Annotated in this window: 7 protein-coding genes; 1 reads left to right on the top strand and 6 read right to left on the bottom strand. The window is 55.2% G+C overall.

Annotated features, from left to right (window positions below):
- Nucleotides 1-213: 213 nt before the first annotated feature.
- The 6 genes from KK062_RS20595 to KK062_RS20570 form a co-directional block, all read right to left on the bottom strand.
- The gene (locus KK062_RS20595) at nt 214-1,734 is read right to left on the bottom strand and encodes a hypothetical protein (protein ID WP_254086233.1); all 1,521 of its coding nucleotides are present in this window, start codon (nt 1,732-1,734) and stop codon (nt 214-216) included.
- Between the two features lie 64 nt (nt 1,735-1,798).
- Entirely contained in the window at nt 1,799-4,159 is a 2,361-nt protein-coding gene (locus KK062_RS20590) for an ABC transporter permease (RefSeq protein WP_254086232.1), read from the bottom strand.
- A 32-nt stretch (nt 4,160-4,191) separates the two neighbouring features.
- Nucleotides 4,192-6,600, bottom strand: a complete 2,409-nt coding sequence (locus KK062_RS20585; protein ID WP_254086231.1) for an ABC transporter permease — start codon at nt 6,598-6,600, stop codon at nt 4,192-4,194.
- Between the two features lie 202 nt (nt 6,601-6,802).
- On the bottom strand, nt 6,803-7,465 hold the full coding sequence (locus tag KK062_RS20580) for a uracil-DNA glycosylase family protein (RefSeq protein WP_254086230.1): 663 nt from the start codon (nt 7,463-7,465) through the stop codon (nt 6,803-6,805).
- A 2-nt stretch (nt 7,466-7,467) separates the two neighbouring features.
- A complete protein-coding gene (locus tag KK062_RS20575; protein ID WP_254086229.1) occupies nt 7,468-9,390 on the bottom strand; it encodes an AAA domain-containing protein in 1,923 nt (640 codons plus the stop codon).
- Nucleotides 9,387-11,732, bottom strand: coding sequence for a patatin-like phospholipase family protein (locus tag KK062_RS20570; protein ID WP_254086228.1), 2,346 nt, complete (start codon nt 11,730-11,732; stop codon nt 9,387-9,389). The genes KK062_RS20575 and KK062_RS20570 overlap by 4 nt, the downstream gene beginning before the upstream one ends.
- A 197-nt stretch (nt 11,733-11,929) precedes the next feature.
- Here KK062_RS20570 and KK062_RS20565 point away from each other — a divergent pair, with 197 nt between their 5' ends.
- Nucleotides 11,930-15,139 carry a UvrD-helicase domain-containing protein gene (locus tag KK062_RS20565; RefSeq protein ID WP_254086227.1) on the top strand — a complete coding sequence of 1,070 codons (3,210 nt, stop codon included), beginning with the start codon at nt 11,930-11,932 and terminating at the stop codon, nt 15,137-15,139.
- Nucleotide 15,140: the final 1 nt, after the last annotated feature.

Raw genomic sequence — 15,140 nt, 5'->3', positions numbered from 1 at the left:
GCACCATACCCCCATGAGTTTTGATAAAATTTTTGCTTTATCTATAGCCGGCGCGAAGCGTCGGATTAAGATTGCTGGCGCAAGGTCTTCCGACCGAAGGGAGGGCGACTTGTGCCTACACGAATGGCAGTCTTCAGACTGCCGAGGAACCCCAAGTCGTCCTGAATGCTTACTAAAGCGCCGGGCGCAAGCGAAGGTGCGGAGCCAGATTTTTCACAACAACAACGCCTGATACCGCTTCAACGCCTCAAACAACTCCGACGACACCTTCTGAAACGTCTCATGATCCTCTTCAATATATTGATCATTCCACGACCCCATACCACCAAACACATCCGCAAACTTCACCGCCAGCATCCCCTGCGTACGCGACGCCTCCCAACCCAACTCCGTACAAAGCTCACCCACCCAGGTAGCCTGGCGGAAATTCTCGATCGCCTGCTCCGAAAACCCTGCTTTCGAAAGCGCCGCCACCAACGACGCAATATGCGCGTCGTCGTAACGCCCCGGTGAGAATGATTGGAGCGCAAACATGCTCAACCCAAAAGCCTCTTCAAACGGCGAGTCTATACCACCCGCGAATAAACGAATCGCTTTCAGGGCCTCTAGAAACGCTTTTCGTGACTCCGACAAGGATGCCGGCGTAAACCGCGGAGCATCTTCTACCGGACGAAATGCATAATGCTCCCACGGGTTTTGCGTGCTCTGCAAATTCCAGCGGTCTTTGTCTTTTGATCGTGCCGCCGAGCGTTTCTGCTCTTCTTCGTCCGGGCCAAAACTCCCGGCCAACGCAGCGGGTATAATCGGTTTAACGCCCGCCGCTTCGCACAGCGTACAAATGCTGCGGCAGAGCGGATGCACAATGCGCTCCAGGTCTTCGCGGGACATACCCCGCAACGTCTTCTCCCATTGTTCCGGCGCGACAACAGAGACGGCCGGGTCATCATACTCTTGTAGGGTGGTGTTTAAGGTCTCCCAGAGCAATAACCCGAAGGACTGTGCGTGTACCAGGTCGAGAATCTCTTGAGCCGATACATCGCGCAAGGGATAGAGGTATACATATTCGCGGTCATCGTCGAAGAAGGAATAGTCGTATTTAACAAACAGCGCTTGGAAGTCTTCCGGAATGACAAAAGGTTGCTCGCGCACCGTGCACTCGATCTGTAATTCTTTGACCAGGTCCGGCGCAAGGTACTCAAACACCTGGCGACCTTCCGCTGTTTGTAAATACGCCGGTGTTTCTTCCGGGGGAAATACACGGCGGTTATTCATACCGTTGGATTCGAGGATGAGCTCGGCCGCACGGTTCCAGAGGTGTGTTTTATCGGGTTGACTGTCCAGCAGGGTAATGAACTGCTGAGGCGTCAGCTCATACTGCGGACAGAAATAAGTATTGAGTGCAAATGCATGGGTGCGGCGTGCGGTCTTTACGCGCAGTAGCAAGTCGGGTATACCGGCAAAGGCCGCGGCCATGTGCGCGGGCATGTCGCGCTCGTCGAAGGCGTGGTACGATACATGCACGTCCTTTACGTGTTCGCTGCGCAGGCGACGCAGCCATGTCGCGAACGTTTCTTCGGTATCATCTTGCTCAGCACCAAGCGACACGGCGCCGGGCTTACGCGGTTCTTGCAAAGAGTAGATCTTCTCCAGGGTGGCGAGGAGGCGATCAACGTCGGCATCGGGCGCGCGCAGGAGGGTGGTGGTAAAAGCCAGGATGTGGTCGGTGCGTTTCATAGTGAACAAAATGAAAGCCCGAAGTAACGACATTCGCCGGATGACCACAAATCACTGATTCCGCCTATTCGTTGTTCCGCAGCGAGTTGGCAGGATTGCTCAGGGCGGCGCGAATGACCTGTACACTCATGGTGAGGAATGCCAATGCGACCACCACGATGCCGGTGACGACAAACACGTGCCACGACACTTCTGTGTGATACGCAAAGTTCGCCAGCCAGCGGTCCATGGCATACCACGAGATCGGCGCGGCCAGCACAAAGGCAATGATGATCAACCGTATGAAGTCGCGCGAAAGCAACGTGACGATCTGCTGCACGGAGGCGCCCAGCACTTTGCGGATGCTGATTTCTTTGATGCGCTGGGAAGCCGTGAAAGTTACCAGGCCAAACAACCCGAGACACGAAATACAGATCGCGATGATCGAGAACGCATAGAACAGTTTTTCCATGCGGGCCTCACTGCGATACATCTTATCAAACTCGGCATCCATAAAATTATAGTGGAAAGGATACTTGGAATTGTATTTCTTCCAAAGCTTCTCGGCAGTGGCCACGGCGCGTGCAGGGTCCGTTGTTTTCACATAGACCAGCCATACCCAATTTTTAGTATGGAAGAAGGCCGTAGGCTCTATCTTCTTACGGACAGAACTGTGGTGGAAATCTTTAACCACGCCGATGATGGTGGCTTTTGTCTGAAATAGGGTAAACGTCTTGCCGACGGGATCGGTGATGCCGGCGTTCTTCACCGTGGTTTCGTTGAGAATGACGTGCGCCGAGTCGGCCGGTGAGCCGGTAAATCCGCGGCCTTGTACCAACTCCAGGTTGAGTGTCTTAAAGAACGTTTCGTCAACGCCCATCGGATGGATGATAAATCCTTCGTCGGGGTTTTTACCCTCCCAGTCGGTGTCGCCGGTAGAGGACCCGATCGACATCAGGTTCTGATTGGCGAATGACACGTCGGTAACGGATGGGTCTTGTTTCAACGCATCACGCACGCCTTCGATGTTCTTAAACATATCGCCGCCCAACCCGAACGTAAAGACATTCTCTTTGTCGAAACCCAACGATTTTGTGCGGATATAGTGTAACTGATTACCCACCACGAGGGTGCCGATGATGATGATCGCCGACAGCGCAAATTGTGTTACTACGAGCGCCTTGCGGAAGGTCGTATTGCCGCCGCTGATGGCGAGCTTGCCGCGGATCACGTCGATGGGCTTGAACGCCGACAATACCCACGCGGGATAAAAACCGGAGACCAGCCAGGTGACAACCAGGACACCTCCCGTGAGCAGGGTCACCTGCGGATTGTCGAGTCGTACGGAGAGCTCTTTGCCGGACAGCATGTTATAAAACGGAATGGTGAGCTGCATGATAAAAAATGCCAGGGCTACCGCAAGCACGGACAACACCGCCGACTCCGTCAGGAACTGGCTTACCAGGCGCCGACGGTCCGCACCCGTCGTTTTGCGTACACCCACTTCCTTCGCCCGCTTGGCAGACCGTGCCGTGGCCAGGTTTACATAGTTGATGCAGGCAATAAGGAGGATGGCCAGCGCGGTAAGGGAAAAGATCTTGACGGTTTGCATGCCCGTTTCCTGACCGTCGCGGGCGTAGAGGTGCAGGTCTGTCAGCGGCTGAAGGGTATAATGCACGTTGGCGCCGTCTTGTGCTTTGGCATGGATGCCCGTGAGTTGTTCGCCGACGGTGGTGGCAGTGGCGCGTGGGTCGAGCAGCAGGTAGGTATGATAATGATAGTTGCCCCAGTCGGTTTCGAGCGACTTCCAATAGTCATTGGCTTCGTAGCGCTCCACCAGCCGGGCAAAGGGGTATAGCGCCGAAGCCCGGATCGTCGAGTTGGTGGGGAAGTCCGCGACGATGCCGCTGACAGTGAATTCATCTTTGTCGTCCAGGCGTACCGTTTTGCCAAGAGGCTCTTCGTCGCCAAACAGTTTCTTCGCCATGGTTTCGGTAAGCACCATGGACTGTGTCGTAGGGAAAGGTTTCCGGGGATTCCCGTGGATCAGCGGGAAGTCAAATACGTCAAAAAAATGTTCATCGACATAGCTTCCGCGCTCATCGGTGAATTCGCGCGTACCATGGGTGAAGATGGTGGTGTTCCAATCCCGCTTCAGGCGTACGACATCGTGTATGGCAGGTATTTCTTGTTTGCCGCGGGTGCCGATCGGACCAGGGGTTGTCTCCCACGTCATCTTGTTGCCGCTGTTGATGAAGTTGGCGTTGACAAGGTAAATGTTGGAACCGTTTTGGTGGAACCGATCAAAGCTCAGCTCGTCCTGAACCCAGAGTAACAATAAGACCGAAGCGGCAATGCCCAGCGCCAATCCGGCTACATTGATGCCCGCGTATATTTTGTCGCGAAAGAGCGTTCGGAATGCCAGGCGGATGTGGTGAAGAAACATAGACGTACAGTGTTAGGGGTTAGCGGGATATATTATTCGTGGCGCAGCGAATCTATCGGGTTGGATAGCGCCGCGCGAAGGGTTTGAAAACTGATGGTGACAATGGTAATCCCCGCGACAATGATCAACGTGATCACGAAGATTGCCGGATGCAGCGACACGCGCGTGGCAAAACCCTCCAGCCAGCGTTGTCCGATGAACCACACCAGGGGTATAGCAATGACGTTGGCCAGCAAGACCAACGCGAGGAACTCCCGCGACAACAAGCGCGCAATGCTCCACACGCCCGCGCCCAGCACCTTGCGCACACCGATCTCTTTCGTGCGCGAGACGACCATAAACGACACCAGGCCGAGTAATCCGCTGACGGCAATCAGCACCGTGACACCGGAGAACAATCCAAACACCTGCGCCAGCCGTTGCTCGGACTCGTATTGACGTTCGAAGCTTTCGTGCAGAAAAGAATAGTGAAAGGTATGGCCGGCGAATTGCTCATCCCAGAGCGCACGCAGGGTGGCCGTGAGTTGCGCCGCATCCTCCGACCGGAAGCGGATAGCATAGAGGTCGCTGGCGTGCGGGTTGTAATCCATGACAATCGGACCGATAGCGTGTTGAAGCCCCGCCTGATGATAATCACGCACCACACCCACCACTTCGCCTGCCGGATAGCCCGAGGGGGAAGCGATCCGTTTGCCGAGTGCGTCTGCCGGCGACGCCCAACCGAACTGGGCGACGGCGCGTTCATTTAATATCAAACCGTCTTTTAGGGCAGCGGTACGCTCCAGGTCGAAATAATTTCCCGCGATCACCTGAAGTCCGAGCGCTGCGGCATAATGCTCGTCCACGGCGATATACTCTACCGTCACCGCATCTTCGCTGCGTCCTTCGGCGGCCCAGGCTACCTGGCCGGCCCAGCCGCGGCGTCCGGGGAGGGCGTTGGAAAAGCTCACCTGGCTCACCGCCGCCTGCGCGCGAAGCTTGTCACCGAAGGTTTGGAATACGGCGCGGTTTGGCGTGCGCACCACGCTCGCGTCGATGATCAACACCTCTTCGGTGGTAAAGCCCAACGACTGCTCCTGCATGTAGCGAAGCTGATCCATGACAATGAGCGTGCCCAGGACCAATGCGACAGAGATCACAAATTGAAAAACCACCAACGAACGCCGCAGTTGCACGCCCCGTACAGAGTACTGCATTTTGCCTTTCAATACGTCTGCCGGACGTAACCCCGATAATACGAGGGCCGGATAATAACCGGACAGCGTAGCGACCACCAGCACCAGCAGGGCAATGCAAATCATGACGGCGGGTGATCCGAGGGCAGCGAGCGTATAATGTTTGTGGAGTAAAAAATTAAAGGCCGGCAGGATCATGCTCGTCAGCATCAAGGCTACCAGCAAGGCGCAGCACGTGAGCAACAACGATTCACTGAGGAATTGAAAGATCAGGTTGGAACGCGTGGAGCCGACAACTTTGCGCAGCCCCGCTTCTTTGGCGCGGTATACCGACCGTGCCGTGGTCAGGTTGATGAAGTTGATGCAGGCAAGCAGAATGACAAATGCGGCTATGCCCGAAACGAGGTAAAGCCGGTCGAGGCTGCCCAGCGGACCGATGCTATTGGTATGCGACGTGAGATACAACGTGCGCACAGGTTGGAAAAGCACACTGGCGGTAATACCCCAGGTTTTAAGCTCTTCTCCCGCGTGCTCCTGATAGATGCCGGCGGCCTTTCGGTGAAACGCTTCGGCGTCGACACCCGGTTTGAGCAATATATAATTTTGGATGTTGATGTTGCCCCAGCCGTCCTCGTAGGAAAACTCGCTGTTCAGCAGCGGATACGTTGCGAACGACAGTACCATGTCGGCTTGCAGGTGTGAATTGCCGGGGATGTCTTTCATCACGCCGGTCACCGCGAATGTCAGGGAGTCGGCGAGTGTCAGGGTTTTGTTGAGCGCATCGCCGCCCGGGAAATACTTCTTTTCCATGGCCTCGCTGATCACAATCGAGTAAGGCGCTTCCAATGCCCTCCTCGGATCGCCTTTTAGTAAAGGGAAAGAAAGGATCTGGAAAAACTCCGGCGATGCGAAGTATAGCTTTTGCTGGATCTGCTGGTTGTCGTGGACGATCAGCAAGCCCGAAGCGTCTTTGGCATACAATACCGACTCCACCTCCGGATAATCCTTTAATTTCATACCGATGGGCCAGCCGTTGGCATCATAGGATTTTTTTCCGACGCTTTCGGTCGTCGCGAATAACGTCTCGACCCGGTAGAGGCGGTCGAGGTTTGCATGAAACTTGTCAAACGAAACCTCGTCCAGCACATAGAGTAAAATGAGTATCCCCGCCGTCAGCCCTAACGCCAGCCCCAACAGGTTAATAGCCGTATACCCCTTGAACTTCAGCAGGGAGCGGATCGCAATCTTGATATAGTTCTTCAGCATGACCCGGAGGTTTTGAGATAGTTTCGCAGCATGACCATTGCGAACTGCATTTCAAGATCAATGCCATGCCCAAAGCGGCCTTTTCCGGCGATTTTGCCGGTCTCGGGATCTCCAGGCGCTTCAAAACTGAACGGGGGCGTCCGGCAGCGGTCACCCGATAGCCGAAAAGGACGTAACAAAACGAACTCATTAGCGGGGGAGGCTATTTCAATTTTTTCAAATAGTCCGCCACGTACGCCGGAATGTGCTTTCGCTTGTACTGCATGATAAACCGTGGGTGCGACAAGGGCACAACCTCTTTAAAAAATCCATGCTGGCGGTTGAGCTTGTCGAGGTACGCAAAGTTTTTCCCCTCGCCCAGGCAGTAGGCCGCCTTGCGGTCGATGCCAAAGTCCAGTTGACGTTGGATGCTGTCGACAACAAAAGGCTCGATGGCCTCTTGTAATTCGCGTATATCGTAGTAGTTGAGATTCTTGCCGTCCCGGACAAACCCCAAGGGGCACACCGAGTTGATATAATAACGGCTATAGAATTTTTTCGGGCCACCGTAGGCATCGATCATGGTATAGATAAAGTCGGCCGAGAGCTCGACTTTCTTTTTTAAATCGTTCTTGATGCCAAACCGCTGCTCCAGTTTAAGGGGATCGGTAAACGGCACGCCCGTAAGCCCGCCGCCAAAGCGCCCGGGATTAATGCCCATAATAATGCGACGCGGTTTATCATCACTATAGAACCGACGATAGAACTGCTCGCTCAGGTCATAGGCGGTGGCATCCTGGTAAGGATTCATGGCGTCGACCCCCGCCGGCAGATTGGGCAATTCCAGGGAACGATAGAACGTGAGAATCTTATCCGCAAACGCCATAATCAATACAGGATTTCAAATGCACTTTTATAGTATTCCTTGCCCTGCACATAGTCGATCAGCTCGGAGTAGAACGGGTGTGCACCCAATGTAGCAGAGTCGCCGATCATGATCAGCTTGCGCCGCGCACGGGTCATGGCCACGTTGGTACGGCGAATGTCACCCAGAAAGCCCACTTCACTTTTATCATTGCTCCGCACAAAGCTGATGGCAATCACATCGCGTTCCTGCCCCTGAAACGCATCGACCGTGTTGATGGCGATTCGCCCATGCAACGGCTCCAATATAGAGGAGGCTTCGGCAAGTTTCACAAGATAATCTACTTGTGCCCGGTAAGGGGTGATGATCCCAAACGTGATGTTCTCTTGTATCCACTCTTCGACCCCCACTTCTTCCACCAGCTGTTCTACCTGGCGGATCAGGAGCTGTGCTTCTTCTTCGTTGGAACGGCTTAACGTCTCCGGATCTTGTTTCTCGGTATAGCCGCAACCTGCTGTATCAATAAAAAGTATAGGGGCTTGATTGGGACGCAGCAGCGCATGGCGTACCGACTCGTGGGCGACAAGCTCATTATGATAAAAATACCGCGACGAAAATGCCATGATGTCCTCGTGCATACGGTACTGCACCGTTAGCATCGACACATGCTTCGGGTGACGGGCAATACCCTTTTCAAACAGCGTCTTCGCCAATCCGCGTTTCGCCGCGTCGGCCGACTTGATCGTGGGCGGCAGCTGCAAGTGGTCGCCGGCAAAGATGGCGCGCTGTGCTCGCAGCAAGGGTATCCAGCAGGCTGGCTCCAGTGACTGCCCGGCTTCGTCAATAAAGACCGTCTTAAACTTTTTACCGCGCAGCGTGGGATGGGATGAGCCCACCAGCGTACAACAGATCGCTTCGCTGTTCTGCAGCAGGTCGTTGACGATATAAAACTCCAACAGGTCGGCGTCCGCTTTCAGAAGCTTGGCTTCCTGTAAAAGCATCCGGCGCTCTTCGCGCTCGTGGTGGCCGAAGTGACGTTTAAACTTAAATGCTTTGCCGCGCACCCGCTCCATACGTTTGCGCAGGTCGCGCAAGTCGCCGTACTGGGCGTGTGCCGCAATGCGCGCATCGAGTGTCTTGCTCATTGCCTGCTCGGTCACCCGCGCCGGGTGGCCGATGCGCAGTACGTTGAGGCCTTGCTGCCCCAGCTTGTCGGCCAGCAAGTCGACAGCGGCGTTGCTGGGCGCGCAGACCAATACTTGTTTTTCTTCTTGAATGGTGGCGATGATGGCCTGTACCAGGGTCGTTGTTTTGCCCGTGCCGGGCGGACCGTGCACAAAGGCTACATCCGCCGAGGCCAGTACCGTGTGCAAGGCCTCGCGCTGGCTGTCGTTCAGCGGTGCTTCGATCGTAGCAACCGCCGGCAGCGCGCGCGTGCCGGCAGGTGTTGAGCCTAGCAACACTTCGCGCAGCCAGGCCACGCGATTGTCTTCGGCTTTCATGACTTCCCGCAAGGCGAACTCCATTTCGCGATAGCTCATCTCGTCAAACATCACGTCCACGCCCAGGAGCCCGTCTTCGAGCCATTCGGGTGTGTCGTCGCTGTTGAGCGTAATCGTCATGACGTTGTCGCGCACAAAGTTCACCACGCCGTTCACGTGGTTCTTTTCGGGCTTACCCCCCACATTGGAAAAAACGCTGACCGACTTGCCGCTCTGAAAGGCGTGGGGCTGGTCGAGGTGGTTGGTCCGCTCTACTTCTATAATGAGCCGCTCGCCGGTGCCAATATAGTGGCGTTGAAACCGGAGGGGGTACCACGTTGTGCCCTCCTTCGTGCGCTGACTAATGGACCGAAGCAAAACTTTCTGCCGGTAATATTCCAGGTCCGCCTGGCGCTCCAGTTGGATGAGTTCGAGGGTCTGTTGTAGTTGACTGTTCGCGGTCATGGGCGCGAAGATACAGATTCCTGCCGTGCCGCCGTAGACCGGGCGATGGCATGCAGGGGCGTGCCCACCAGTGCCGCCAGCTTGGCCAGCTGGTCCTGGTTGGACGGTGAGTTGATGGTATACTCGATCCCAAACTTCTCGCGTGTTGTCAGGCGCCAGCTGAGCGATGCCCGCGAGTTGTTCTGGCGGATGCTGTCCATCTTTTGCAGAATGGGCGTATAGCTTTCCGACTGATATTCAATGTCAATGCGGTCGATCGGACCCTGGAACCACGTACGGGCATGACCGATGAGCATGTCGCTGGTAATGTCCTGGAAGTTTTCAAAGTTGTTGTACACCGAGCTGATGGGCTGTGTAAAGTCGTCCACCAGCGTCTGACCCGTCTTCGGCATGATCGTCGCCATTTTAGGAGAGTCGCGAATGGACACAAAGACGATGCCCGAGGTATTCTCGGCAATCCATTCCTTAAAGGCAAAAACAAACCGCACCGCGTCCGACACGCCAAAGTTATCGGAGATGCCCGCATCCATGATCTTGATGGATGGCTCCGTCGGCAGCGTCGTGTTGGGGGTGATATATGGAAAGGTCGCGCTCATGCGCAACGCCGAAAGGAAACGCAGTTGCGAGCCGCCGTGTTCTTCAAAAAGCGTCTGGAAATCTACACCACTGATCTTCGACGAAGTATAGGCGGGAAAGTTGGCAATGTCGGCGTTCATAAACGATACCGGGCGCGACGCTATGTATAGTTTGCGGCCGTCGTTGACGACCGTCGGCGTCAGGATCATCATGGGGATGAGGGCCTGCTGCTCCACACTGTCGTAAGCGCTGATGGGTTTGTTCATCAGTCCCTCGGTAATTTGGTTCAGCTGCTCTTCAAAGGTATAGCCGCGGTCGCGGTAGTACAGGTTGCCGTTGTATTCAAACTTGGTAAAGCCCACAAACAGGTCGTTGGCCAGGAGGCTAAAGATGAGTGGGTTGAGGTTGTCCGTTGAGATTTTCTGACGATGGCTGGCGGCGTTGGGGCGTACGTTCTCGCCCAGCTTACTGCGCAGCTTCAGCTCGCGGTAATAGCTGGCGCCAATCAGACCGCCCGAAGCGCCCGTGATCAGCATCGCATGATTCATCACGCGTCCTTGTGTAATACTGTCGGCCGCCTGCAGGGCCGTCAGCGTCCACAGGGCGGCACGCTTACCGCCACCACTGGCGCAGAGGAATACCATTTTTGGTTTGTGTCCCTCGGGAAACTTGCGCCGCCAGTTTTCGAGCATGGCATAGGTGGCGCGGCGGTCGCGCTCGATGTGCGTGGAGTCGTTCAGAGCGCGCAGCGCAGCAACGGTATAAGGAACCGGCGGCCGGTTATACTCGATTCCAAAGGCCTCGTAGCGTTTACTGAAATAGTCTTCGCCCACCAGGTGGTTCACCACCAGGAAAATGGCCAATGCGGCCGTGGCCGCCCACCCGCCAAACCAATAGGAGAAGGCACCCGCCATCATCACAAAGATGGTCAGCAAGATGATAAAGCTCGACGCTGCGGGAAGCTGAAACGCGGCGTAATCCTTAAAGAGGCCCAGCACCAATACCAACGCAAAGATGAGCAGTTCGATCACCACCAGGTTAAAATGATTCTGATCGAATACTTGCAGGATCGTGGCCTTGTCGTAAAATACGTTATTCTCTACCGGCCGCACCCGGAAGTCGCTGTCTATATAATAGTCGACGCGCTCCTGCTTCTTGCGGGCGATGTCGAGCTTCTTCATGGCGCTGGCGCGCGTAACCTTCACATTCTGTTTGATCTTCTCGTCGATGCGGCAGATGACATATTTAAAAATGTCTTTGTTGGTGAATCGGAAGTAGGCAAAGAAGATCAGGATCATGACCACGTAGCCGCCAAGCAATCCCGCCAGGTTCCACGCCAGGCTGCCGGGCGTAGAGTATTCGTTGTTGATCTGGAAGCCGACGATCTGGTAAATATAGGTGCCCAGGAAAATGGCGGGAATGATGCTGTTGTTGATCGCAAACTTGGTAAACGGTCGCGACAACGTGCCGACGAACGAGAACCGGTGGCCGTCGTTGATATAACAGGTGATATGGAACGCCGTGGTGAACCCCGCCGTGACGAGCCCCATGATAAAGAAGCTGGTGAAGTTTACATGATTGAGATATTCAGGATCGAGAAACAGATAGGGAATGCCGAGGTATTTACCAAAGTTGCCGGTGATCATCGCAAACAGCACGATCCAACAGAGCAGTAATACCAAATTGCGTTTGATATTATTGAAGAGCAACTGCACGGGAAACGAGTAGAGGATCTTCGGCACCAGGAAATACAAACTTCGCAGCATAGACGTTTACCCGTAAGGGAATTTTCGAACCGGTAAGATACACGTTTCGGGATTCTTTGTGTATGTGGGGCGGGAGAACTATGAACCGAACGTGGTAATCGTAAATACAGGAAAGCCCGCCGGGGTGACTGGAAAAGAATGCGCTTGGGAAGGATATTTTTTATACGGGGTATTCAAATATTTCCTTACTTGGCACCGTGACCGATAAGACCTTTCACATTTACCGTTCCTCGGCAGGCTCAGGCAAGACCCGAACGCTGGCCAAGGAATACCTCAAGCTTGCATTGCGTTTCCCGGAATACTTCCGGTACATCCTGGCGATGACCTTTACCAACAAGAGTACCCAGGAAATGAAGGACCGGATCATCCGCTACCTCGATGACTTTGGGCACGACCGCAGCCAGGACCTCGCCGCCGAGATCCGCCGGGAGATTGCGTTGGATGGAAAGGCCTTTACAGACAGTGAGTTTCGCGACCGCAGCCGCGAGGTGCTGTCCCTTATTCTGCATCAATATTCGCAATTTGCGGTGAGCACCATCGACGCGTTCTTCCAACGCGTGATTAGATCGTTCACCCGCGAAACGGGGTTGCTGGGTAATTTCCGGCTGGAAGTCGACAACGACCTGGTGCTGGAGGAAGTGATCGACCGGGTACTGGACAAGCTCACCGACGATGACGAGCTGCGGGGCTGGGTGCTGGAGTTTTCGCTCGAACGCCTCGAAGACGGGCGCGACTGGGACATCCGCTCCTCACTGCTGGATTTCTCGCGCGAGATCTTCCGCGAAGAATTTAAGGCCATCGAAGAGGATGTGCTCCGCGCCACCGAAGACAAACGTTTCTTTAATAACCTGAAGCAATCCCTCCAAAAGGAGGTAAAACAATTTGAGCAACACGTGCTGGGCGAAGCCCGCGCGCTGATGCAGGAATTTCACAGCCTGCAACTGGTGGTGGCGGATTTTAAATGGGGCGCCTCCGGCAGTGTCTACACGTATATCGCCGGCCTGGAGACCGAGATCAAACCGCCCGGCAGCCGCGTGCGCGACGCATTACTCAGCAGCGCCGCCTGGCCCGGCGCCAAATCGCCTTCCAAGGACGTGATCATCGCCCGCGCCGGGCAGACGTGGATCCCGCGACTGCAGGCGCTGACCGACTACATTGAACAAGAGAGTGTAGCATACTTTTCAGCGGAACAGGTATTGCGCAACCTGTACGCCTTCGGACTGCTCTCCGACATTACCAAAACCCTGCGCGAATACCTGCGCGAAAACAACGTCATGCTGCTGTCGGATGCACCGCAGTTTTTGCAAGGCGTGATGCAAGGCCAGGACACGTCGTTTGTATATGAAAAGGTCGGCTCGTTCTTTCGACATTTCTTGGTAGATGAGTTTCAGGACACATCCGGCCTGCAGTGGAGCAACGTGCTGCCCTTGGTCCGCAACGGCATCGCCCAGGCCTACCGCAGCTTGCTGGTAGGCGACATCAAACAATCGATCTACCGCTGGCGCGGCGGCGACCTGAACATCTTGCAGGAGCGCGCCCGGGAAGATATAGGTGTATTGGTGACGGATATATACCAGCTCGACACGAATTACCGCAGTGCCACCAACATTGTACAAATAAATAACGCCCTATTCGATGCCTCGGCGGCGATCGTAAGCCGCGAGACGGGTACGGCCTTTCCGCAGCAGGCCTATATCGATGCGGCGCAGAAGATCTTCCGGCAACACCCCGGCTATGTCAACATGCGTTTTTTCCGCCAGGAAGAAAAAGCCCCGGGCGAAGAAAGTGGCGGTCGCTTCGACTTTCAGTCCGTGTCCCTGGAACAGTTGCCGGGGCTGGTGGAAGATCTGCAAGGCCGCGGCATTGCGCTGCGTGATATCGCCTTTCTGGTACGCGACAACAGCGAGGGACAAGCCATTGCCCAGCACTTTATGCAGTATCGCGCCTCGCCGCAGGCCAAAAGCACGTGCAAGTACGACGTAGTGTCAAACGAATCGTTGCGCCTCGACCAGGCAACATGCGTGCTGGTGTTGATCAACGCCCTGCGCTTGCTCGACAACCCCAAGAACCAGATCGCCCGCGCACAGCTGGCGTTTGAATACCAGAAGCTGTGGCCCACGCAGGCGTTTCCCAACCACCACCGCCTGTTCTCGGAAAGTAAAACCAAAGCGTTTGCCACCCAGGTGCCGGCGGCCTTTGCGCAGCAACAAGATGTGCTGGCAGCCCTGCCGTTGGTAGAGCTGGTGGAAACACTCATTCACATTTTTAACCTGGGCAAACTGCCGACCGAGATTGCCTACCTGCAAGGGTTTCAGGATGTGATCCTCGAGTTTGCCGAACGCGAGAAGAACGACCTGGCGTCGTTCCTGGAATGGTGGAATGAAAACAAATGGAAGAAGTCGATCCAGGTGGCCGGTGGCGTGGACGCTGCGCAGATCATTACCATTCACAAGTCGAAAGGACTGCAATTCGCCTATGTCATTATACCCTTCCTGGACTGGGAGCTGAATCACCCCCCCATGAAGTCGCCCATACTGTGGTGCCGCTCCGACGATGCTGCGTTCAACGGCGCCGGATATTTTCCACTCAAGTACTCCAGCAAGCTCGAAAGCACCGTCTTTAAAGAATATTATACCGAGGAGCGCAAGCGCATCTACCTCGACAACCTGAACCTGCTGTATGTAGCCTTTACGCGTGCAGAAGAAGGCCTGATCGTACACGCGCCATTAACCAAATCGGACAAGCTGACGAACGTCGGCCGCCTGACCAAGCTGGCGATCGAGCAAAGCGAGTACCTGTCGGGCCTCTGGACGGAAGAAACCCTGTCGCTACAGGCCGGCACCATTACACCGCCACCACAAAAGAACGTCACACCCGATGGCGGCGTGATGCTGCGGGGGTATTCCGTTTCCCCCTGGCGCGAGCGGCTGGCGGTACGCGCCGATGGCAAAGAGTTTTTTGAAGAGACCGAAAAGCGTCGGAAGATCAACTATGGTATCTTTCTGCATACACTCATGTCGCGGGTGCGCACCGCAGACGATATCACGGTGGTAGCCGGTCAGGCCTTACGGGAGGGACTCCTGGCCGAAGACGAGCTGGAGCTCGTGGCCGAGTCTATGCGTTGGATTGTATCGTCGCCGGTATTGCAGCCTGCCTTTGCAGCCGATGCCGTGCTCAAGACCGAAGCGGCGCTGATTATGCCCGATGGCAGCGAGCGACGCATCGACCGCGTCACCCTGCAAGACAACAAAGCCTTTGTTGTCGACTATAAAACCGGCAAGCCCAAGGAAGACGACCGGCGACAGGTGCAGGAGTATTTACAAATACTGCAGGCAATGGGCGTGAAGGACACAAAAGGCTTCCTGGTATATGTACACGAAAAACGCTGCGAGGAGGTACACGCATAAT

The sequence above is a fragment of the Dawidia cretensis genome (assembly GCF_018598175.1).
GTDB lineage: Bacteria > Bacteroidota > Bacteroidia > Cytophagales > Cyclobacteriaceae > Ohtaekwangia > Ohtaekwangia cretensis.
Note: the sequence above shows the minus strand (reverse complement) of the source record. Positions and strands in the feature narration are given on the sequence as shown.